The sequence below is a fragment of the Coprococcus sp. HPP0074 genome (assembly GCF_964238105.1).
Taxonomy (GTDB): Bacteria; Bacillota; Clostridia; order Lachnospirales; family Lachnospiraceae; genus Faecalimonas; species Faecalimonas umbilicata.
On the sequence record NZ_CAXSKS010000009.1, the window covers coordinates 45,512 to 67,227 of the forward strand.

A 21,716-nucleotide genomic window follows, 5' to 3' on the forward strand; every position below is an offset into this window, starting at 1 on the left:
TGTCCCCTTCCTATTCTACGCCTTCCACAACTCCGATGTATGGAAGATTTCTATATTTCTGCGCATAATCCAGTCCATATCCCACAACAAATTCATCTGGGATATTAAATCCTACATAATCTACATTGACATCCATCACTCTTCTCTCTGGTTTATCTAACAGTGTACAGAGTTTCATGCTGTTTGGATTTCTCTTCTTGAGAATCTCAAGAAGGTAAGATAATGTACGTCCAGAGTCAATAATATCCTCTACAACAAGTACGTCTTTTCCTTCCAGACTTTCATCCAGATCTTTTGCGATCTTGACAACTCCGCTGGATGTCGTTCCATCTCCATAGCTGCTTACGCTCATAAAGTCCATAGAAACCGGAACGGTAATTCTCTTCGCCAGCTCGCACATAAAGAACACACCGCCCTTCAGTACACAGATCAGATGTACCTGCTTTCCTTCGTAGTCCTTGCTGATCTTCTCTCCTAAGTCTCTGATTCTCTTTTCTACTTCTTCTTCTGAAACTAATACCTTAATTGTCTCTGCCATGGCTTTCTCCTCCATCTATTTGTATTTGTAAAATTCTTTTTGTATGTTCGTCTGGTCTCCCGCAAAGACTCAGGCGATGTCCAACTACCCATAAAATATGGCTTCCATCTGCAATCAGCAGTATCTCTCCCCGCTCACTTGCAGGAATCTTCTCATTGATCAGGTAAGATTTCAATTTCTGTTTCCTTCCCTCCCGGTCAATGACAATATAATCACCTGGTCTTCTTGTTCTCACACACAAATCATGTTTAATTATATCATAATCAAAACAGTTCGTGTGACTTTTTTGCATATTTCCGGGGTTCTCTGCCAAATCCACGATTCTGCATGTAACTGCGGTCTTTTTCCCCTTAGGAGTTTGGTAAAAGACCGTTCCCGGAATACAGCATTTTACTTCTAATGGAAGCTCCTCCTCCCGGAGCAGTATCCCTTTTTCTTTTTTTTGCCGTACTTCCTCTTCTTTCTCTCTGGCTGCATGTACTTTCTCAAGTGTCACTCCCTCATATCCCCGCACTGCCCGCATATGATACGGAAGCATGATCTGTCTTCCACATTGCTTCCCGAAAAGTGTGCTGACGTCTGCAACATGGACTGCTGACAGATCTTTTGCCTGCCCCGCCACTTCCTCCATACAGGAAAGCACTGTCATCTCTCTGAGTATCTTATCTCCACTCTGAAAAGGCTCTGTCCGGATCAGAAGTTTTTCACCCTTCCTGCTGACACAGTTTTCTTTAAATACTTTCAGCTGCTTTTCCAGAAATTCCTGCACGCCCCGGAGCTGCTCTGCCGCCTCACTTAAATGCGCTGCCGCCCGCGGATTGATCTGGTTTTCCATATAAGGAATGACCCGGTTGCGGATTTTATTGCGTGTATAGTCTTCTGTCAGATTTGTCTGATCTGTCTGATATCGTATTCCATTTTGTTCCAGAAATCCCTCGATCTCCCTGCGTTCCAGACAAAGAAGCGGGCGAACATAACGATCCCTGACCGGTTTGATCCCTGTCATTCCATTGAGTCCTGTTCCTCTTACAAGATTCATCAAAAGCGTCTCTGCATTGTCATTCTTGTGATGTGCCAAAGCAATCTTGGCTGCCCCATATTTCTGTGCCGCCCTCTCAAACGCTTCTCTTCGGATATTTCTGCCGGCTTCCTCCATAGATTGTTTCCTCTTTTTTGCAATTAATTCCAGATTGCAGCGTACAATTTCCAGAGGAATACCATCTGTCTCACAAATGTTTTGGACAAATCTCTCATCCGCATCTGCATCCTCGCCGCGGATCCCATGATTGACATGCACCGCCACGAGCTTCACCCCCAATTCTTCCTGCAGATAATGCAAAATGAAAAAAAGGCATACCGAATCCGCCCCTCCCGATATGCCTGTAATCACTGTTTCTCCCCGCTCAAACATCCGGTGCTCTTGTATATAAGCTTGCACCCGCGCAGGAATCTCCTTGTTCTTATATTGATATGCTCTTGTTTTTTGCTCTTTTTCAGCCATATCTACGTTCCTTTTCCCTTTTGTTCTCCTACACGTTTTGTGTATTTCCTCTCTATGATACTATGATTATCCAAAAGAATCCAGTCACACTTCTATCCTTTCCACACTCCTGCCACCAAAACTGTCATGTCATCCTTTGGGGTCTCGCCGGTAAACGCAAGCACCTGATCTAAAATGTATTGTGCCATCTCTTTTGGATTGACAAGCTTCATTCCGCCTATGATTGTCTCCATCAACATCTCCTGCTCCACAACCGGAAGAGCATCCAACACCCCGTCTGTCATCATCACGACAAATTCTCCGCTTCTCAGTGTCCGTTTTACCATGTCAATCTCTAGATTGTGCAGAACCCCAATAGGGAGACTTGTCGAGGATAATCGTTCCACCCCATTGCAATATTTAATAAAAGTTGTCGATGCGCCCACTTTCAAAAATTCACATTCCCCTGTATACCGATCAAAAATTCCCATATCTACCGTAGAAAAATGAATTTCCTCACGCCCCATCACAAGCGCTGTATTAATCATCTGGATCGCCAGTTCCCCAGGAAAACCTGAAGTCAGAAGTTCTTCCAAAAGTTCTACGACCATCGCACTCTCCTGAAACGCCTTCCTGCCCGATCCCATCCCATCTGAAAGAGCAGATGCAACCCTTCCACCTGGCATCGCCACTTCCAGAAAACTGTCTCCGGATATTGTATCTCTTCCTTTTCCTATTTTAGCAACCCCCTGCATAATATGGAACTGATACGGCTCGATACAGACATACGGTTCATACTCTTTTCCCAACATTGTGCGGCTCTGTTCCTCAAATACAAATTTCCTGCCATACGTTCTGGAAATGATTTGAATCATCTCCTTCGTCTCCACTCCCACATCTTGTACTGCCTTTGCATTCAAGTGAATCTCATGCTTTCCTCGCTCCGTACAAAGAAAAGTCATATCCAACACTTTTACCCCTATTTTCTGCAGCCGTTTTCGAATTTTTTTCTCCATCCGAACATCAATCAGAATGCTGTCCTCAAATTCTTTTGCCGTACTTTTAATGATCTGCGCAAACAAATCCATCTGCACCGCACATCCCTCCCGGTTTTTTACAAGCCGGTTCGACCAGAGCATATTTTGTTTTGCTTCATGAAAGACCTCTATGAGCGCGCTCTGGAACTTTGGCGCCATCACACATTTTTTCTGTAATTTCCGCTTTGTTTCCAGATTCAATTCTTTTCCATATTCCTCGATGGCATGCAGAACTTCATATCCCAGCTGGTAAGTATGGACATAGTCCTCTCCCCAACACCGCTCCATATGATCACATTTTGTACAGACACTCTCCTCCACCTGAAAAAACATCTCCTGCAGTTCATCTTTTGTAAATACCTGCTTCTGCCGCTCCAGTTTTAAAAATACCTTCGATAAATGTTCCAGTGAATCCGCCAGTTTTCCAATCTGTACTGCATAAGGGCCCGAAATCCCAGCCTGTCCCATTCCAGCCTTCTCCATTTTTATTCTCCCCCTGTCCGTTCTTTTCCTTTTTTGTCTGCTGAACAGAACAAAGAATCTCGCAAACGAGATTCTCACGCGAAACGTATTTTTTATTACATAGGATTTTGTGAAAATTTCCTATGTAATAAAAAAACTTTAGGAAATCCAATTATTTCCTAAAGTTATCATTTGTAATCTTATTATTTTGTTGGTTTTAATACAATCTCATCTTCATATACAAGTCCAAATTTTTCCTTTGCCACATCTTCTACATAAGCGTCTGTGCCAACATACTCTTTGTACTTCTCAATTTCTTTTGTCCTGTCTTTTTCTTCTTTGATCTGTGTCTCCAGCTCTGCCTGTTGCTTTTTATATGCTTCATTCTTCGCCCGTAATGAGACCCCTCCGACAGACACAAGCACGATCAGCAACATGATTACGGAACTAATCAGCACCATACTTCTTCTATGTGCCCGCATTCTCTGCCGCTGTTGTCTTGTACGACTTTTTTCTTTGATATGCTTCATTACTGTTACCCACCTTTGTATGTGTGTATTTCCAGACTACTCTAAAGCCATTCTAATGGGTTTCCCTCTTTTTTTCAATACTTTTCTTGATTTTTTTATAGATTTTCCGCATCTGTGAAAATATCGCTGCAAACAGACTAATCCCTGCCAGTGTCCCTGTCACAAAGAACCACCGGATGCTTCCATCACTCGTAAGATAAATCTTTACAGACAGATACAGGCTGATTCCGATCCAATAAAACAGATCTTCCAGTGTCACCGCTGTCAGATTGTGGGGCAGAATCCTTCTAAAAATGCGGATCATATCATAAATTCCCATGACAACAAACCCTGATAAAACTGCCTGAATAAAAATATTTGCTTCCTCCCCGATTCCAGACATAGGATCACCTATTTAAACAGTTTGGAAAAGAAGTTTTCTCCCTGCTTTGCAGCACTCTGGCTGATATCCGAATAAGCGATGCTGTCGATATGTCCCGCCAGATCCACTTCTCCTTTTTCCACACTCAGCCGGTTCACATGGAGATCTTTTCCCTTCACCATAAGCATTCCTTGTTCTGTCTCAAGCAGTATCTCATTTAAATCAAAGGAAAGTACATCCAGTACACCTGTCACCGCACTTGTCTTTCGGTTATTGATAACTAATTTATGAGGTTTTTGTACCTGTCTTTCTTCCACTATACCCACAACCTTTCTATCTATGATCAGTACGTCTTCTTTCTCTCAATTATATGAAAGGTTGTTCATATTTATGATGATTTACAGATACCTCATTACAGATACCGGAATAAATCTTTTGCTTCTTCTTTCTTTGTCGTATCTTGAATTGCAAGCACTTCTACCTTCACGGTCTTTGTCCCGAACTGGATTTCAATGACATCCCCCGGTTTTACCTTTACAGAAGCTTTTGCCACAGTTCCGTTTACAAGGACACGCCCTGCATCACACGCCTCATTAGCAACCGTCCTTCTCTTGATCAATCTGGAAACTTTTAAAAATTTATCTAATCTCATTTTCTTTCCCTCATGTAACAAAGAACTGCCGCAATTCTCGCAGCAGTTCTTGTCTTCTATTTCTTATTGGATTGTCTATCTGAATTATGCATTTACAGCATCTTTTAATGCTTTACCAGCTTTGAATTTCGGAGCCTTGCATGCAGCGATCATCATTGTTTCTTTTGTATGAGGATTTCTTCCTTCTCTTGCTGCTCTTTCTGTCACTTCAAAAGTACCAAATCCTACTAACTGTACTTTCTCGCCTTTTTTCAATTCTTCTGTTACAACGTCTACAAAAGCTTTTAATACTTTCTCAGAGTCTTTCTTAGATACTTCTGCTGCTTCAGCAACTGCTGCGATTAATTCTGTTTTGTTCATGAATATGTTCCTCCTCTAATTTAGCTATAGAATATATGAAATATATAGATTCTATCCGTTTTGAAGGGCCGTTCCCTCCGCATTTGCAGGCTGTTTACCCTTATTGTACTGTTATAGTTATAACTGTTTCCCTATTGTTTGTCAAGGAATTTTTCGTGTTTTCCACGTCCCGGAACATGTTTCAGACACCCTCCGGTTCTTTTCCCTGAATACTTGTTGATAATTCGCCTTAACTATAACATTTTTTCAATCATTTCCAGCACAGATGCACCCATTTTTGCAGAAATCTCGTCCGCATTTTCCAGAGAATTTCCCTTAATTCCATAATAGAATTTCACTTTTGGCTCTGTACCGGAAGGACGTACACATACCCATGCATCATTTTCCAATTCATAATAAAGTACATTGGAAGCCGGAAGTCCTGTATCGCTTGTCTCTCCTGTCCGCAAGTCTTTGATCGTACCTGCCTTGTAATCTCTCGCTCTTTGTACGCCATATCCCCCGATCTCTGCCGGCGGCTCCTTGCGCAGCGTCTCAAGAATATTCTGGATCTTCTCAAGTCCTTCGATACCTTTAAGTGTGATAGACTGGATGTCATCTTTGTAATATCCGTATTTCTCATACATGTCGATCATCGCATCCCAGAGCGTCTTTCCAAGCGTCTTATAGTATGCCGCCGCTTCACACAGCGCCATTGTTGCAACGATTGCATCCTTGTCTCTCGCATAAGTACCAATCAGACATCCATAACTTTCTTCAAATCCGAAGAGATACGTTCCTATTCCAGTCTTTTCAAATTCGAGGATCTGCTGTCCGATAAACTTAAATCCAGTCAGAACATCGATCAACTTCACTCCATAGCTCTCTGCGATCGCTTTTGCCATGTTGGATGTCACGATGGATTTGATCAGGCAACCGTCCTTTGGAAGACCTTTTACTGCCTTTGTCTGGCTGATCTCATAGTCTGCAAGAAGACATCCTGACATATTTCCTGTCAGAACTTTGTACTCTCCTGACTTTGTATCCTTTACATAAACTCCCAGACGGTCTGCATCTGGATCTGTTGCAAGAACAAGATCGGCATCTACATCTTTTGCAAGCTTTAAGCCAAGCTCAAAAGCTTCTTTTGCCTCCGGGTTCGGATAAGATACTGTTGGGAAGTTTCCATCTGGCAATTCTTGCTCTTTGACTACATAGACGTTCTCAAATCCAAGTTCTTTTAAAATACGTCTTACCGGAATATTCCCCGTTCCGTGAAGTGGGCTGTATACGATCTTTAAATCTTTGTTCATCTGGTCGATGGCATCCTGGTGGATGACTTGCTTTTTGAGTTCCTCCATGTAGGCGTCATCAACAGCTTCTCCGATCACCTCATAAAGTCCCGCTTCTTTTGCCGCTTCAAGGCTCATCGTCTTGACTGTAGCATAATCTGTCACTGCCTCAACTTCTGCCATGATCCCGGTATCATGCGGCGGTGTGATCTGTGCGCCGTCTTCCCAGTATACCTTATATCCGTTATATTCCGGTGGATTGTGGCTTGCTGTAATATTGATTCCGGCAATGCAGTTTAACTTTCTCACTGCAAAAGAAAGTTCCGGTGTCGGGCGGAGTGACTCAAATACATATGCCTTAATCCCATTTGCTGCAAGGCAAAGCGCCGACTCGTCCGCAAATTCCGGTGACATTCGTCTGGAATCGTATGCAATCGCAACTCCTCTGCTTTGTGCCCCATTCTTCAGAATATAATTTGCCAATCCCTGTGTTGCTTTTCTGACTGTATAAATATTCATCCGGTTTGTACCTGCTCCGATTACTCCCCGAAGTCCTGCAGTTCCAAATTCCAGATCTTTATAAAATCGTTCTTTGATCTCATTATCGTTCTCTTTGATCGCTGTGAGTTCGGCTTTTGTGTCTGCATCAAAATAATCGTTCTCCAGCCATTCTCTGTATCTTTTCTGATAATCCATCCTGGTACCTCCTAATCTCACTTTTTATCTATTATACAACACGTTACTATAAATGAAAAGAAAATAAATCTTTCAAAAACTGATTCTTCTTTTCTGTCTGTGCAATAGATATCTGTAATTTTTCTACACTTTTTTCCGGGATCCACGCCTTGTTTGAATGATAGTAACTATTCGCAACTTTCCAGAATTTCTCCGGATAAGCAAGCCGTACTGCCAGGTAATCCAGCTCCTCTCTGCTGATTGTCTTTCCCTTATCATATGTCTCTAAAAGCATGTTTCCAATCCGTTCATTCCATTGGCATTTCTCCATGACTTTTCTCAGAAAATAATAGAAATCTGCCATCTGTATATCCTCCCGGAAATGTTCAAAATTTGTCGTTGCCACTCCCCGATATGTCATGAGCACATTATGGTAATTATAATCCCCATGGATCCACGTGTGTTCTGTCTTACTTTTTTGTCTGAGCGTTTCATAATGATCTGTCTCCAGTTTTCTGACAACCGCTTCACCGAGTGCATGCTGCTCTTCAAATTCTTTTAAGTACAACAGCTCAAATTCACCTTTTCCGACTTTGTTTCGGATAAAGGTCCGAACCTTCCGCAGTTCCCTGTTATGTCTCTGATACTCCTCTTTCAGATCATGCTCTCTTACAACCGTTCCTTCCTCCAGAACATCCGCTCCAGCCATCAGGTTGTGAAGATATGCTAAATTAGCAGTGGCACTGCAAAGTTCCTCCTCATTTCTGACATCACACTCTCTGCCCCCATACCAGCGTTTCAATATATATTTTGTCTGGTCCGGAGCGCTTGTCACATATTCTCCCTCTTTGTTTGGAACAATCGTATCCACCAGTCCATACCCTTTTTCCTCGAGCTGGTGACACAGTTTATATAAAAGAGGCACTCGTTTCTCTGAGAAAGTAAGTTCTTTCAGTAAGAGCATGCCTCTGTCTGTATCGCATAAAATGGCACCTCTTGTCTTTCGGGTGCCTTTTACTTCTATATGATACTGTTCCAATACATCTGTTTCAAAATCCTTCATAACTGCCCCCTATAATCATTTTTCCGCCACTGCCTTTTGCAGTAACTTTGATTTTCTCTCTAGCCTATGATTTTTTGGACAGAAGTATGATTCTTTTTCTGAAATTTATGCAACAAATTTTGTGATTGTTTCAATGGCCTGTCTCACCTTGAAAACAGAAGCCTCCGCTAAATATCAAATCGATTTTGCACAAACCGAAGCAGATGCTCTTTATTATTGAACTCCGGATATTCAAGTACAATCCGCAGAAGCTCATTTAACACTTCTCCAATCTGCTTTCCCGGTTTCATACCGATTCCGATCAAGTCCGTTCCGGTCACTGCAAGCTGTTTTAAACTGACACACTCATGGTCTGCCACAATTTCCTCATAACATTTCTGAAGACCACTTAAATTTTCCAGTTCTTCTTCCCGTCGGTACATGCTGTGCGCCAAAATATCTGCTCTTTTTACGAGAAGATACATAGGAAACAGTTCCGCACTGATCTTGCTCATTGCCTTTCTGACATTCTTTTTCTCTGCCGGCATCCGGTAATCATGCCAGCGGACAAGTTTTGTCACCTTATGGATCGTATCATTGTCAAATTTTAACCGGCGAAGGATTTCTTTCGCTTTCTGCTCTCCCCTGATGTCATGTCCTTTAAAATGAGCCGTTCCATCTGCATCCACTGTCTTCATCTCCGGCTTTGCGACATCATGGAGCAGCATCGTAAGACGCAGCACCTTGTCCGGCGGCACATTGCAGACTGCCTGAACCGTATGCTCACCCACATCGTACCTGTGGTATTTTGTCTCCTGACCGGTCCGCATCATCTCATCAAACTCCGGCAAGATGACTGCGGTGACCCCCAGATGATATGCTTCCCTGATCAACTCCGGCGAATCTGACACAAGAAGTTTTACCAGCTCTGTCTGAATCCGCTCAGCGCTGATCTTCTCCAACGTCGGGGCAAGTTCTGTCATTGCCTCCTTCGTCTCTTTTTCCAGAGAAAATCCAAGCTGCGCAGCAAAACGCACTCCGCGCATAATGCGGAGCGCATCTTCTCCAAACCGTTCTCTGGCATTTCCCACACAGCGGATTATCTTTCGCTTCAAATCATCCATTCCGCCAAAAATATCGACGATCCCTTCTGTATCATTGTATGCCATTGCATTGATCGTGAAGTCCCTGCGGAGCAAATCTTCCCTTAAATTTCTTGTGAAGATCACTTCCGTCGGGTGTCTGCTGTCTTCATATTTCCCGTCAATCCGGTATGTCGTCACCTCAAATCCTTCTTTTCCGAGAAGGACAGTCACTGTCCCGTGCTCAATCCCGGTATCGACAGTTCTTGCAAATAGTTTCTTTGTCTCATCCGGGGATGCTGAAGTTGTGATATCCCAGTCTCCCGGCTCTCTTCCAAGCAGCGAATCTCTGACACATCCACCTACCGCATATGCCTCATATCCATGCTCCTGCAATGTCTGTATGATCGTATTTACTTTTTCCGGCAACTGTATCTTCATGATCTATCCCCCTGACTTCCCATGTACGGTCTAAAGTATTTATCTTCCATACATCGGTACAGTAAAAATTAGTATGCTTTTCCCCAGTAAACCATATGCTTTGCAGGTTTGCCGCAGTGTACACAGGTTCCGGTGATCTCTTCCTGCTCAAATGGGATACAGCGTGAAGTCACCCCTGCCTCTTCCTTCAGAGCATCCTCACATTCCTGACATCCACACCACATTGCTTTAATAAATCCCGGCTTCTCATCTGCCAGTTTCTTAAACTCTTCCATGCTGGAAGCAGTATATGTGTGTGCATCTCTATGCTCTCTTGCTCTCTCAAGCATCTCTTTCTGCATAGTATCCAGTACTTCTGCTACCTTCGTTTCTAACTCTTCGAATGGAACTATGATCTTCTCTCTTGTATCTCTTCTTACAACTACTGCATGTCCTGCCTCAATATCCTTTGGTCCTAATTCAATCCGAACCGGAATTCCTCGCATCTCCTGCTCAGAAAATTTCCATCCCGGACTCTTGTCGGAATCATCCACTTTGACACTCAGTCCTGCTTTTTTCAGCACTTCTTTCACTTCATATGCCTTGTCAAGCACACCGTCCTTTTTCTGTTGGATCGGGATGACCATCACCTGAACCGGTGCGATTCTTGGAGGAAGTACAAGACCACTGTTGTCTCCGTGCACCATGATGATAGCTCCGATCATACGAGTTGTCATTCCCCAGGATGTCTGGTGTACATACTGTAATTTATTTTCTTTATCTGTATATTGAATTCCGAATGCCTTTGCAAATCCATCTCCGAAGTTGTGACTTGTTCCTGACTGAAGTGCCTTTCCATCGTGCATCAAAGACTCGATCGTGTAAGTTGCCTCTGCCCCTGCAAATTTCTCCTTGTCTGTCTTTCTTCCCTTGATCACCGGGATCGCAAGTACTTCTTCACAGAAATCCGCATAGACATTTAACATCATAATTGTTCTTTCTTCTGCCTCTTCTGCTGTCGCGTGTGCTGTGTGACCTTCCTGCCATAAGAATTCTCTGGAACGAAGGAATGGTCTTGTTGTCTTCTCCCAACGCACAACCGAACACCATTGATTGTACACTTTCGGAAGATCTCTGTGTGACTGGATATCCTTTGCATAAAAATCACAGAATAATGTTTCTGAAGTCGGTCTCACACAAAGTCTTTCCTGAAGCGGCTCAAGTCCTCCGTGTGTCACCCACGCAACTTCCGGTGCAAACCCTTCCACATGATCCTTTTCTTTCTGCAGAAGACTCTCCGGAATAAACATCGGAAGGTATACATTCTCTACACCTGTCTCCTTAAATCTGCGGTCCAATTCATGCTGGATATTCTCCCAGATTGCATATCCTGCAGGTTTGATCACCATACACCCTTTTACACTTGTGTAATCGATCAGCTCCGCTTTCTTTACCACATCCGTGTACCATTGTGCAAAATCATCTTCCATGGAAGTGATCGCTTCTACGAGTTTTTTGTCTTTCGCCATACTTTTCTTCTCCTTTTCTTTGTTCCATGCAAAGCACATCCCACTAATAGACTGCGCTCTTTTTTCGTGCATGGATCTTTGCTTTTCTATATATTTGATCGGGAATGAAAAAAAGAGCCTTTCAATCCCTCTGCAAGGGACCGAAATGCTCGGCGGTACCACCCTTATTAATCATAACCGGCTCCGGCTACTGCCATCTCCAGCTAAAATTCTCTCTGTCCTCTTTAACGCAGATGTACGCTGTGCTTTCACACAGAAGCTCCAAGGCAGGTTCAATACATCTTCTGCAAGAATCTCTCACCATCCGATTCTCTCTCTGTGGCATATCCTATATTTACTAATCCTCTTCCTCGCTCTTGTTTCGTAAGCTCATTTTAAGAGAATTTCCTCCCTTTGTCAAGAAGTCCCTTCTCCTTTTTGCAGTAGCTCCCGGACGATCTCTTTCCCCGCAAGATATCCGAAAGGACCTGTGATCACACCACTTACACCAAACAGACGAATTCCCACATAGACCGTGACAAGTACCATAATCGCAGGGATTCCCAAATGCTCCCCAATCAGCTTCGGCTCTAAAAATTCTCTCGTCAGATTGCAGATCACAGACAATCCCGCATAAACTGCTGCAAACAAAAAGCGTCCTTGAAATGCCTGCACAATTGCAAGTGGATATAATACAACTGCCGTTCCAAGTACCGGCAGCGCGTCAAGAAACCCGATCAATACTCCTAACAGCAATGCATACGGATTTTTCAAAAGCAGAAACGTCACCGTACAGAGTGCCGCGATCACAGACATAATGATCAGCTGTGCTTTCAGAAACATTCCTCCCATATGAAAAATCCGTTTCAAAATCTTCACAAAATGTCTGTACCCAATACTATGTGATGCTTTCTCTTTCAGCTTGTCAAAATCATTGACGAGCAGAATGATCGACACAAAAATAATAATCCCAACCCCTGCCACTTCGATGATCGTTCTGACATACCCCCATGAATTTGCCATCAGTTTCGGTACAAACTGCCTTTCGATATTTTCTGCAATGGTTGCCATCCGTGTCACAAAAAGTGACTCCAGTTCTCCCGCCTCCATTCCGAAAACTCCGCTCATGCTCCGACAACATTGATCTAAAAACAGCTCCATCTTTCCGGCATAAAATCCATAGTGTTCAATAAAGTAACAGAACTGCTGTACGAGTGTGCTCCCAAGAAACCACAATGCTGTGCCTACCACACCTAAGATGATCAAAAGCAGACCCCCGGCAACAGCTCCCTGATTCAGCTTTGTATGTGCATGGATGTTCCTGACAAGCGGTCTTAACAGATATGCTACCAGAAATGCACAGAAAAAGGGGAGCACAAGTGGCAGTATATACTTGATTCCAATATACATGCCCCCTGTGACTCCCACAACAACTATCACTGTCTTCCACTGTTCTCTCTGCATTCCCATCACCAGCCCCGTCTTTTCCACGCATGTCCTGAACAGTCAGCGACACACGGTAGTGATGTTAGTATTGCCGTCCCATCGTCCTTTATACAACTTTTTTAAATTTTTGAAGCAAAAAACAAATCAAACCCCGCTGCTTGCGGCTGTATCTCAAACTGCATCTGCTTTTTTGTCTTTGGATGCACAAAAGTAAGACTGCTTGCACACAGAGCAATCTGCCCTCTTGCTTTTTCCTCTCCTCCGTATTTTACATCTCCGAGAATCGGACATCCCATCCCCGACATCTGCACACGGATCTGATGATGTCTTCCTGTGTCCAGATGAATGTTTGCCAGTGCCTTTCCCTCTGCCTCCCCTTGTATTTTATAGGAAAGCCTTGCTTCTTTCGCCCCGGCATCCGACTTTCTGCAAATTTTTGACAGATTTGTCCTGCCATCCTTGACAAGGTAATCTGTCAGCTGTCCTTGCGCCTTCTCTGGAACCTTGCACAGTACTGCCTGATAATATTTTCCAAAACCACCTGCCTGAAGCTGACGGTTCAGCTCTTTTGCAGCCTGCGGCGTCTTCGCAAATACGACAATCCCCTCCACCGGCTGATCCAGACGATGAATCACCCCAAGATATGGTTCTTCTTTTCCCCCTTCCTGTTGGTATCTATAGTTTTTCAGCAGACTGACCATATCTTTTGTCTGAATCTGCTTCGTCTGTACCGGAACACCTGCCGGCTTTCTGCACACAATAAGATCTCTGTCTTCATATAAAATATAACTCTGAATTTCCACGTTTTTCTGCCTTTCTTGATCTATAGCCTCACAGCTTTGCTATTTTTTATCCCTGCTCTTGTCAAAGAGCCAAAGTTATTTTACCCCATTCCTTGACAAAGAGTCAAAAAAACCGCCGCAAAAATGTCATCTCAATCCATCTCTGCGGCGATCTCAATGCTTTTAATTCATCGCGTTCTCTACGCTTCCTCTACATCTCCCTCAAGAAGTGCCTGTTCATAGCGCTCCAAAATCGTTCTCTGAATCCTCTCTCTCGTATTTGAGTTGATCGGATGTGCGATATCACGGTATTCTCCATCAATTGCTTTCTTACTTGGCATTGCGATGAAGAGTCCCTTCTCTCCTTCGATTACCTTAATATCATGTACTACGAATTCGTCGTCCATTGTAATTGATACTACTGCCTTTAATTTTCCTTCTTTTGCTACTTTACGCACTCGTACATCTGTAATCTGCATACTTTTGTCCCCTTTCACCGCTTCTACATCGCGTATCTCTCATTTTTCTCTACAACTACTTTTATTCCATCTTCTCCTACATGGCGAGTGTTCGCACGAATTGTATCTCTACTCTCTACGATACAATTTTCAATATAGGTATTATCTCCTAAATAAACATCATTCAAGATGATGGAATTCTTAATTACACAATTATTCCCTACAAATACTTTCTTAAATAATACTGAATTTTCCACAGTACCATTGACGATACATCCACTTGCAATCAAACTGTTCTTTACGCATGCACCCGGATTATATTTTGCCGGTGGAAGATCGCTCACTTTTGAATAAACATTCGGATATTCCTTAAAGAAATATTTTCTCACTTCTTGCTTCAGGAAATCCATATTTGTTCTGTAATAATCATTAACTGTAGCAATATTACTCCAGTAATTGCTAATCTTATATCCATAAATTTTCTTTACATTCTTATACCGGATCAGAATGTCCTGCACAAAGTCAAATCTTCCCTCTTCTGCACATCGCTCAATCAGATCGATCAGCTGTCTTCTTCTGATGACATAAATTCCTGTTGAGATGATATTAGATCTGCTCAGTACCGGCTTCTCCTCAAACTCCTCAATCCTGCAGGAATCATTCATCTTAACCGTTCCGTAACGGCTGACATCTGCATCCTCATCCATCTCTTTGCAGACAACGGTAATATCTGCTTTTTTGGCAATATGATATTCGAGCACTTTATTATAATCCAGCTTGTACACTGCATCTCCAGATGTAATGATCACATATGGCTCATGGCATTTCTTAAGAAAGTCAAGATTCTGATAAATCGCATCCGCAGTTCCTCTGTACCAGTATCCATTCTCCATTGTAATCGTCGGTGTAAATACATACAGACCACCTTGTTTTCTTCCAAAGTCCCACCATTTGGAAGAATTCAGATGTTCATTCAATGATCTGGCATTGTACTGTGTCAGCACCGCGACTTTCTGAATATGTGAGTTTGACATATTGCTAAGTGCAAAGTCAATGCTCCTGTAACTTCCTGCTACCGGCATCGCTGCCACTGCACGTCTATGTGTCAGTTCCCGCATCCTGCTGCTATTTCCACCCGCTAAAATAATTCCTACTGCTTTCATCCCTATTCACCTACCTTAATTAATGTTTCACCACTTGCAAGCTCTCCGTTTATGTAATCCTCTTTTGATGTAACACCACTAATGGCGGTATTCTTGCCGATCTGTACATCGGATGGGATCACAGAATCTTCCCCAATGGTCACAAGTCCAAATCCATAGATATCCGGTCTCATCTTATTCGGTGTATCGCTTCCCGTTCCAAGTGTGACGTTATCTCCAATCTGTACATTCTCCGCAATGATCGCTTTGTCAATCACACAGTGATCTCCGATCACAGCATCCTTCATGATAATGGAGTCTCTCACAACGCTTCCTTTTCCAATCGTTACACCAGAACTAATGACAGAACTGTGGACTTCTCCATAGATATCACAACCATTTCCAATAATGCTCTTCTCCACAGCAGACTGATCTGAAATATAATGCGGCGGTAAAATACCACTGTTTGTATAAATTTTCCAATATTCCTCATATAAATTAAATTCCGGAATAATATCTATTAATTCCATATTTGCTTCCCAGTAAGATCCCAGTGTTCCGACATCTTTCCAGTAGCCATTGTACTCATATGCAAATAATCTTTGTTTCTTTTCATGACAATAAGGAATAATATGCTTTCCAAAATCACATGCCGGCTGTTCCGATAAAGCCTTGAGTGCTTCCTTTAATACCGGCCAGCTAAATATGTAGATACCCATAGAAGCCAGATTACTTCTCGGCTGTGCCGGCTTCTCTTCAAACTCCTGGATCCGGTTCTCTTCATCTGTAATGACAATACCAAACCTACTTGCCTCCCCCAGAGGTACCGGCATCGTAGCAATCGTGACGTCTGCATGATTCTCTTTATGGAAATCCAGCATCACTTCATAATCCATCTTATAAATATGATCCCCGGAAAGAATCAGTACATAATCCGGATTATACATCTCCATATAGTTCATATTCTGATAAATAGCGTTCGCCGTACCGGTATACCACTCACTGCTTGTGCTTTTCTCATACGGCGGAAGCACTGTAACTCCTCCAACATTACGGTCCAAATCCCACGGAATCCCGATTCCAATATGTGTATTCAGGCGTAATGGCTGATACTGCGTCAATACACCGACAGTATCGATTCCTGAATTAATACAGTTACTTAATGGAAAGTCTATGATTCTGTATTTCCCCCCGAATGCAACTGCCGGTTTTGCTACTTTTGATGTAAGAACACCTAATCTGCTGCCTTGTCCACCTGCCAACAACATTGCAATCATTTCTTTTTTTATCATGTCGTCACTCCTTCTAAGTAATTTAATAGTTGTATTATAGCATAAAAAGGTAATAAAATGAATGTTTTTTACATAAATAATTGTTTTTTTTTAAACTTTTTATGTATATTTTACAAAAAATTATAGTTTGGCTTTTTTTCCATATACCGTTATAATATAATGAAAGTGCGTAAAATATTACTATTAATTTAAATTTTTCTATGAACAGGGAGTGTATTTATGTATAAAATAGATTTTCAATGTCCGGTCCATGTCCATTTTATCGGTATCGGCGGTATCAGCATGAGTGGCCTTGCCGAAATTCTCTTAAAAGAACATTTCACAGTAACGGGATCGGATTCCAAAGAATCGCCCCTTACAAGACATTTAACAGATCTGGGAGCTGTCATCCATTACGGACAGAAAGCTGAAAATATAACTGATGATATTGATGTTGTCGTCTACACCGCTGCCGTGCACGCAGATAATCCTGAATTTATTGCAGCAAAAGAACATCAGCTTCCGATGCTTACCCGTGCAGAACTGCTCGGACAGCTGATGACGAACTATAAGACACCGATCGCAGTATCCGGAACTCACGGCAAGACAACAACGACTTCCATGATTTCCCATATCCTTCTTGCAGGAGATACGGATCCGACCATCTCTGTCGGAGGTATTTTAAAGATCATCGGCGGAAATATCCGCGTCGGTCACTCAGATGTTTTCATTACAGAAGCCTGTGAATATACGAACAGCTTCTTAGATTTTCTTCCAAAGATTGGAATCATCTTAAATGTAGAAGAAGATCATATGGATTTCTTCAAAGATCTTGATGATATCCGTCATTCTTTCCATCGGTTCGCCGCACTGCTTCCGAAAGATGGCACACTAATCATTAACAGTGAGATTTCACAGTACGAGCAGATTATTGCCGGCCTGAACTGCAATGTCATCACATATGGCATTCATCACGATGCAGATTACACTGCACAAAATATTCAATACGATAACATGGGGAATGTTTCGTTCGACCTGATCGATCACGGAACAAAGAAAGATCGTATTTTCCTCTCTGTCAACGGAGAACACAATGTATCCAATGCACTTTCCGCAATCATTACCGGAACACTGCTCGGCATCGACCTTGAGAAGATCAAAAAGGGACTCTTGTCCTTTACCGGTACTGACCGCCGCTTTGAATACAAAGGAACACTCGACGGTGTCACGATCATCGATGATTACGCACACCATCCGACAGAGATCGAGGCAACTCTTTCTGCCGCACAGCACTACCCGCACAGAGAAATCTGGTGCATTTTTCAACCTCACACATACACAAGGACAAAAGCTTTCTTTCACGAATTTGCGCAGGCGCTGACACTTGCAGATCATGTGATCCTCGCAGACATCTATGCTGCCAGAGAAACAGATACGCTTGGCATGTCCTCAGAGGCTCTTTCAGATGCAATTCGTGAACTAGGCGGAGATTCCTACTATTTTTCATCCTTTGATGAAATTAAAAATTTTGTAAAAGAAAAATGTATCCACGGTGATATGTTGATAACTATGGGAGCTGGAGACGTTGTAAACATAGGAGAATCATTGTTATCCATATAGTTATCCACATTATCCACATTATCCACATTGTTTCTTATCCACAAAGAATGATGATTTATCCAATAAAAAGTCCTTTTTAGAACTTCTTTCTGGTGCTATAATACCAGTACATTGAAGAGGATTTATTTAGAAAGGTACGGTGTAAGGATGAAGAGTTTAGTATTGAGCAGCCATGGTCAGAATCATACAACATTAGTCGACAATCATTTTATCGACTGCCATATGGTAAAAGCAAATGGAGAGTTTGTGAAAGTTTATCTATTCCTGCTCAGACATCTGAACTCTTCTCCTGTTGCCCTCACCATTTCTACGATTGCAGATTGTCTGGACAACACAGAGAAGGATATTTTGCGTGCACTGAATTACTGGGAGAAAGAGGGACTGCTTTCCCTCCAATATGAGGAAAGCGATCATTCTCTCTGTGGTATTGCGTTTTGCCCTGTTCCGCCATGTGAGGGATCCGGGAACTCTTGTGCAATTCCAGCTTATGAAGACACATCTGCATCAGAAACGCAAGCTCCTTCGACCGTTCAGATACCGGATGTGACTATGGGTGCGGATACGATCTCTGATTCACGCGGAACAGCCCCGACTTCTATCAAGGCTTTCCGTGACCGTAAGGAATTCCAGCAGCTTTTGTTTGTCGCAGAACAATATATCGGAAGACCTTTGACTAGAACAGATATCGATACGATTTCTTATTTCTTTGATCAGCTTCATTTTTCTGCGGATCTGATCGAATATTTGATTGAATATTGTGTCGAGAATCAACATACGAGTATGCATTACATAAAAAAAGTAGCTCTCGCATGGGCAGATGCTCATGTGACTACAGTCGAGGAAGCCCGGGCAACTTCCAGCATTTACAATAAGAATTGTTATACTGTACTCAATGCTTTTGGCATTCGCGGACGCGGACCTGCCGCTTCTGAGATTGCCTATATAAAAAAATGGACTGAACAATACGGCTTCACTTTAGATATTATCAAGGAAGCCTGTGACCGGACAATGAGCAGTATCCATCAGCCAAGTTTTGATTATACCGATAAGATTTTGTCCAAATGGCTGACACAGCATGTCCGTGTCCTGTCAGATATCGAACGAGTGGATACTGCTTTCCGTCAGGAAAGAGAGAATAAGCGCAGAACGGTAACTTCAAAGCCTGCAGCGAATATTAAGACAAAATTTAACAACTTTAACGGTCGTTCCTATGATATTGATTCTCTGGAAGAACGTCTGTTAAAGACCAGATAACAAAGGAGCAGAAGTTATGGCATTAAAAAATTCCCAATATGACACGATCATGCGGGAGTATGAGCAGAAGCAACTGCATAGTCAGGACGTATTAAACGCACACTATCAGAGAGTGTATGACTGCATCCCTGAGATCCGCGATCTCGAGAATGCGATCTCCCATCTCTCTGTCCAGAAAGCACGAAATCTTCTGGAGGGAGATGAGACTGCTCTCTCCTCTCTGAAAGAAGAGATTTCCATGCTCCGTCAAAAGAAGTCTGCCCTTCTGTCCTCGTATGGATTCCCGGAGGATTATCTGGAACCTTCTTATGAATGTGCAGACTGCAAAGATACCGGATATATTGGCAGTCAGAAGTGTCACTGCTTTAAAAAAGCGACCATCGATCTTTTATATACACAGTCTAATCTAAAAGAAATCCTTGCAAAAGAGAATTTTAATACATTTTCTCTTGCATATTATTCTGAAAATCACATAGATCCAAAGACTGGACGCTCTTCACTTTCCATCATGAGAGATGCATTGGTAGTCAGCAAAGAATTTGTCCGAACATTCGGACAGGAATTCCGCAATCTGTTTTTATATGGAGATACCGGAGTCGGAAAGACTTTTCTCTCAAACTGCATTGCAAAGGAACTAATAGACAGCGCTTATTCCGTTATCTACTTTACAGCATTTGAATTATTTGATATATTTGCTAAGAGCCGGTTTGATAAAGATACACTTGCCGACACAATGTACGGCTACATTTTTGACTGTGACCTGCTCATTATTGACGATCTGGGAACAGAACTGACGAATTCTTTCATCGCTTCCCAGTTGTTTTTGTGTCTAAATGAACGTCTTTTAAAGAAGCGCTCTACGATCATATCGACAAACTTGTCTTTGGAATCAATTGTTGAGATTTATTCTGAGAGAATTTTTTCAAGAATCACGAGCAACTATACTATGTTAAGACTAACTGGAGATGACATACGAATCAAAAAGAAACTTATGAATATGGAGGAACAAACATGTTACATCGAGAAGAACGAAATTTAGAAAACATCCCTGTGGGATCACTTGGAATCATCGCAGTAGACGGATGTCAGGAGCTTGGAAACAAGGTAAATGACTACCTTGTAAAATGGCGTAAGGAAAGCTCCCACGAACACAAAAATGACGTCGTGTTCACAGGATATGAGAAAGATAACTACTTAATCGACGCCAAAGTACCTCGTTTTGGTTCTGGGGAAGCAAAAGGAGTGATCAATGAATCTGTACGTGGTAAGGACTTATATCTGATGGTAGATGTCTGCAACTACAGCCTGACTTATTCCTTAAGTGGCCATGTAAATCACATGTCACCAGACGATCATTTCCAAAACCTGAAGCGTGTTATCGCTGCTGTCGGAGGAAAGGCTCGTAGATTAAATGTCATTATGCCATTCTTATACGAAAGCCGTCAGCACAAGAGAAGTTCCCGTGAGTCTTTAGACTGCGCACTTGCTCTTCAGGAACTTGTAAGCATGGGTGTTGACAATATTATCACATTTGATGCTCATGATCCTCGTGTACAGAACGCTATCCCGCTCAGCGGATTCGAGACAGTACGTCCAACTTACCAGTTTATCAAAGGACTTCTTCGCACTGTACCTGATCTCATCATTGACAGCGATCACATGATGGCAATCAGCCCGGACGAAGGTGGTACAAGCCGTGCCGTATATCTTGCTAATGTACTTGGGCTTGATATGGGTATGTTCTACAAACGCCGTGACTATACACAGATTGTAGACGGACGCAATCCGATCGTTGCACATGAATTCCTTGGTTCTTCTGTAGAAGGAAAAGACGTGATCATCATCGACGATATGATTTCTTCCGGTGACAGTATCATTGACGTTGCAACAGAGTTAAAGAGAAGAAAAGCAAAGAGAATCTTCGCTGCCGCTACTTTCGGTCTGTTTACAAACGGTCTTGATAAATTTGACAAGGCTTACGAAGAAGGTATTATCCACGGAATCCTAACAACAAACTTAATTTACCAGACACCTGAATTGCTGAGCAGACCTTACTACATCAACTGCGATCTCAGCAAATACATCGCTCTTCTGATTGATACTTTGAATCACGATGGTTCTATCAGCAGTATCCTCAGTCCGAACGAACGTATCCAGCATGTTGTTCAGAAATACAAAAATGGAGAACCTATTTAGTTTTTTACTTTTAATTTTAATTATCCTGAATCATTTATCATTGTAAAGAAATTTTAAAGATATTTCTTCATATTTCATACATTTTAATAATTCAGAAAAGAAGAACCCGGAGAGAAGACTTATATCTAC

Annotated in this window: 21 protein-coding genes and 1 other annotated feature; of the genes, 4 read left to right on the plus strand and 17 right to left on the minus strand. The window is 42.4% G+C overall.

Annotated elements, in window-relative coordinates:
- Positions 1-10 precede the first annotated feature (10 nt).
- The 17 genes from hpt to ACESPO_RS11710 form a co-directional block, all read right to left on the minus strand.
- Positions 11-538 carry a hypoxanthine phosphoribosyltransferase gene (hpt, locus tag ACESPO_RS11630; RefSeq protein ID WP_008977583.1) on the minus strand — a complete coding sequence of 176 codons (528 nt, stop codon included), beginning with the start codon at positions 536-538 and terminating at the stop codon, positions 11-13.
- On the minus strand, positions 522-2,039 hold the full coding sequence (gene tilS / locus ACESPO_RS11635) for a tRNA lysidine(34) synthetase TilS (protein ID WP_317344064.1): 1,518 nt from the start codon (positions 2,037-2,039) through the stop codon (positions 522-524). Before tilS ends, hpt begins: the two co-directional genes overlap by 17 nt.
- Before the next feature lie 92 nt (positions 2,040-2,131).
- A complete protein-coding gene (locus ACESPO_RS11640; RefSeq protein ID WP_270457539.1) occupies positions 2,132-3,538 on the minus strand; it encodes a SpoIIE family protein phosphatase in 1,407 nt (468 codons plus the stop codon).
- Between the two features lie 182 nt (positions 3,539-3,720).
- The gene (locus ACESPO_RS11645) at positions 3,721-4,047 is read right to left on the minus strand and encodes a septum formation initiator family protein (RefSeq protein ID WP_008977587.1); all 327 of its coding nucleotides are present in this window, start codon (positions 4,045-4,047) and stop codon (positions 3,721-3,723) included.
- Between the two features lie 52 nt (positions 4,048-4,099).
- Complete coding sequence (gene yabQ, locus ACESPO_RS11650; RefSeq protein WP_116440921.1) at positions 4,100-4,429, minus strand: spore cortex biosynthesis protein YabQ; 330 nt, start codon at positions 4,427-4,429, stop codon at positions 4,100-4,102.
- 8 nt (positions 4,430-4,437) lie between these two features.
- Positions 4,438-4,725 carry a sporulation protein YabP gene (gene yabP / locus ACESPO_RS11655; RefSeq protein WP_008977589.1) on the minus strand — a complete coding sequence of 96 codons (288 nt, stop codon included), beginning with the start codon at positions 4,723-4,725 and terminating at the stop codon, positions 4,438-4,440.
- A gap of 95 nt (positions 4,726-4,820) precedes the next feature.
- A complete protein-coding gene (locus ACESPO_RS11660) occupies positions 4,821-5,060 on the minus strand; it encodes an RNA-binding S4 domain-containing protein (protein WP_008977590.1) in 240 nt (79 codons plus the stop codon).
- Positions 5,061-5,144: 84 nt separating this feature from the next.
- Positions 5,145-5,420 carry a non-specific DNA-binding protein Hbs gene (gene hbs / locus ACESPO_RS11665; protein ID WP_008977591.1) on the minus strand — a complete coding sequence of 92 codons (276 nt, stop codon included), beginning with the start codon at positions 5,418-5,420 and terminating at the stop codon, positions 5,145-5,147.
- 233 nt (positions 5,421-5,653) lie between these two features.
- Positions 5,654-7,387 carry a phospho-sugar mutase gene (locus ACESPO_RS11670; protein ID WP_009263764.1) on the minus strand — a complete coding sequence of 578 codons (1,734 nt, stop codon included), beginning with the start codon at positions 7,385-7,387 and terminating at the stop codon, positions 5,654-5,656.
- A gap of 46 nt (positions 7,388-7,433) precedes the next feature.
- Complete coding sequence (locus ACESPO_RS11675) at positions 7,434-8,429, minus strand: CotS family spore coat protein (RefSeq protein ID WP_270666164.1); 996 nt, start codon at positions 8,427-8,429, stop codon at positions 7,434-7,436.
- 167 nt (positions 8,430-8,596) lie between these two features.
- Positions 8,597-9,931: a CCA tRNA nucleotidyltransferase gene (locus tag ACESPO_RS11680; RefSeq protein ID WP_016439902.1), complete on the minus strand. Its 1,335-nt coding sequence runs from the start codon at positions 9,929-9,931 to the stop codon at positions 8,597-8,599.
- A 68-nt stretch (positions 9,932-9,999) separates the two neighbouring features.
- Positions 10,000-11,439 (minus strand): proline--tRNA ligase, encoded by a 1,440-nt coding sequence (gene proS, locus ACESPO_RS11685; protein ID WP_009263767.1) that lies wholly within the window; start codon positions 11,437-11,439, stop codon positions 10,000-10,002.
- 132 nt (positions 11,440-11,571) lie between these two features.
- Positions 11,572-11,799: a binding site (T-box leader), on the minus strand.
- Positions 11,800-11,835: 36 nt separating this feature from the next.
- Positions 11,836-12,888: an AI-2E family transporter gene (locus tag ACESPO_RS11690; protein WP_270457541.1), complete on the minus strand. Its 1,053-nt coding sequence runs from the start codon at positions 12,886-12,888 to the stop codon at positions 11,836-11,838.
- 95 nt (positions 12,889-12,983) lie between these two features.
- Positions 12,984-13,667 (minus strand): RluA family pseudouridine synthase, encoded by a 684-nt coding sequence (locus ACESPO_RS11695; protein WP_336304512.1) that lies wholly within the window; start codon positions 13,665-13,667, stop codon positions 12,984-12,986.
- A gap of 179 nt (positions 13,668-13,846) precedes the next feature.
- Positions 13,847-14,125: a septation regulator SpoVG gene (gene spoVG, locus ACESPO_RS11700; protein ID WP_008977598.1), complete on the minus strand. Its 279-nt coding sequence runs from the start codon at positions 14,123-14,125 to the stop codon at positions 13,847-13,849.
- A gap of 23 nt (positions 14,126-14,148) precedes the next feature.
- Positions 14,149-15,267, minus strand: coding sequence for a glucose-1-phosphate adenylyltransferase subunit GlgD (gene glgD, locus ACESPO_RS11705; protein WP_009263770.1), 1,119 nt, complete (start codon positions 15,265-15,267; stop codon positions 14,149-14,151).
- A gap of 2 nt (positions 15,268-15,269) precedes the next feature.
- Positions 15,270-16,538: a glucose-1-phosphate adenylyltransferase gene (locus ACESPO_RS11710; protein ID WP_499788882.1), complete on the minus strand. Its 1,269-nt coding sequence runs from the start codon at positions 16,536-16,538 to the stop codon at positions 15,270-15,272.
- A 219-nt stretch (positions 16,539-16,757) separates the two neighbouring features.
- On the opposite strand from ACESPO_RS11710, the gene murC reads away from it, so the two are divergent.
- The 4 genes from murC to ACESPO_RS11730 all read left to right on the plus strand — a co-directional run bounded on the left by murC (position 16,758) and on the right by ACESPO_RS11730 (position 21,587).
- Positions 16,758-18,137, plus strand: a complete 1,380-nt coding sequence (gene murC / locus ACESPO_RS11715) for a UDP-N-acetylmuramate--L-alanine ligase (RefSeq protein ID WP_009263771.1) — start codon at positions 16,758-16,760, stop codon at positions 18,135-18,137.
- Positions 18,138-18,284: 147 nt separating this feature from the next.
- Complete coding sequence (locus ACESPO_RS11720; RefSeq protein WP_009263772.1) at positions 18,285-19,391, plus strand: DnaD domain protein; 1,107 nt, start codon at positions 18,285-18,287, stop codon at positions 19,389-19,391.
- A gap of 16 nt (positions 19,392-19,407) precedes the next feature.
- On the plus strand, positions 19,408-20,430 hold the full coding sequence (locus ACESPO_RS11725; protein WP_009263773.1) for an ATP-binding protein: 1,023 nt from the start codon (positions 19,408-19,410) through the stop codon (positions 20,428-20,430).
- Entirely contained in the window at positions 20,403-21,587 is a 1,185-nt protein-coding gene (locus ACESPO_RS11730; RefSeq protein ID WP_008977604.1) for a ribose-phosphate pyrophosphokinase, read from the plus strand. Before ACESPO_RS11725 ends, ACESPO_RS11730 begins: the two co-directional genes overlap by 28 nt.
- Positions 21,588-21,716: the final 129 nt, after the last annotated feature.

Coding starts and splice junctions, on each gene's coding strand:
- hpt (WP_008977583.1), bottom strand. CDS start 538: ATGGCAGAGACAATTAAGGTATTAGTTTCAGAAGAAGAAGTAGAAAAG.
- tilS (WP_317344064.1), bottom strand. CDS start 2,039: ATGGCTGAAAAAGAGCAAAAAACAAGAGCATATCAATATAAGAACAAG.
- ACESPO_RS11640 (WP_270457539.1), bottom strand. CDS start 3,538: ATGGAGAAGGCTGGAATGGGACAGGCTGGGATTTCGGGCCCTTATGCA.
- ACESPO_RS11645 (WP_008977587.1), bottom strand. CDS start 4,047: ATGAAGCATATCAAAGAAAAAAGTCGTACAAGACAACAGCGGCAGAGA.
- yabQ (WP_116440921.1), bottom strand. CDS start 4,429: ATGTCTGGAATCGGGGAGGAAGCAAATATTTTTATTCAGGCAGTTTTA.
- ACESPO_RS11660 (WP_008977590.1), bottom strand. CDS start 5,060: ATGAGATTAGATAAATTTTTAAAAGTTTCCAGATTGATCAAGAGAAGG.
- hbs (WP_008977591.1), bottom strand. CDS start 5,420: ATGAACAAAACAGAATTAATCGCAGCAGTTGCTGAAGCAGCAGAAGTA.
- ACESPO_RS11670 (WP_009263764.1), bottom strand. CDS start 7,387: ATGGATTATCAGAAAAGATACAGAGAATGGCTGGAGAACGATTATTTT.
- ACESPO_RS11675 (WP_270666164.1), bottom strand. CDS start 8,429: ATGAAGGATTTTGAAACAGATGTATTGGAACAGTATCATATAGAAGTA.
- ACESPO_RS11680 (WP_016439902.1), bottom strand. CDS start 9,931: ATGAAGATACAGTTGCCGGAAAAAGTAAATACGATCATACAGACATTG.
- proS (WP_009263767.1), bottom strand. CDS start 11,439: ATGGCGAAAGACAAAAAACTCGTAGAAGCGATCACTTCCATGGAAGAT.
- ACESPO_RS11690 (WP_270457541.1), bottom strand. CDS start 12,888: ATGGGAATGCAGAGAGAACAGTGGAAGACAGTGATAGTTGTTGTGGGA.
- spoVG (WP_008977598.1), bottom strand. CDS start 14,125: ATGCAGATTACAGATGTACGAGTGCGTAAAGTAGCAAAAGAAGGAAAA.
- glgD (WP_009263770.1), bottom strand. CDS start 15,267: ATGAAAGCAGTAGGAATTATTTTAGCGGGTGGAAATAGCAGCAGGATG.
- ACESPO_RS11710 (WP_499788882.1), bottom strand. CDS start 16,538: ATGATAAAAAAAGAAATGATTGCAATGTTGTTGGCAGGTGGACAAGGC.
- murC (WP_009263771.1), top strand. CDS start 16,758: ATGTATAAAATAGATTTTCAATGTCCGGTCCATGTCCATTTTATCGGT.
- ACESPO_RS11720 (WP_009263772.1), top strand. CDS start 18,285: ATGAAGAGTTTAGTATTGAGCAGCCATGGTCAGAATCATACAACATTA.
- ACESPO_RS11725 (WP_009263773.1), top strand. CDS start 19,408: ATGGCATTAAAAAATTCCCAATATGACACGATCATGCGGGAGTATGAG.
- ACESPO_RS11730 (WP_008977604.1), top strand. CDS start 20,403: ATGTTACATCGAGAAGAACGAAATTTAGAAAACATCCCTGTGGGATCA.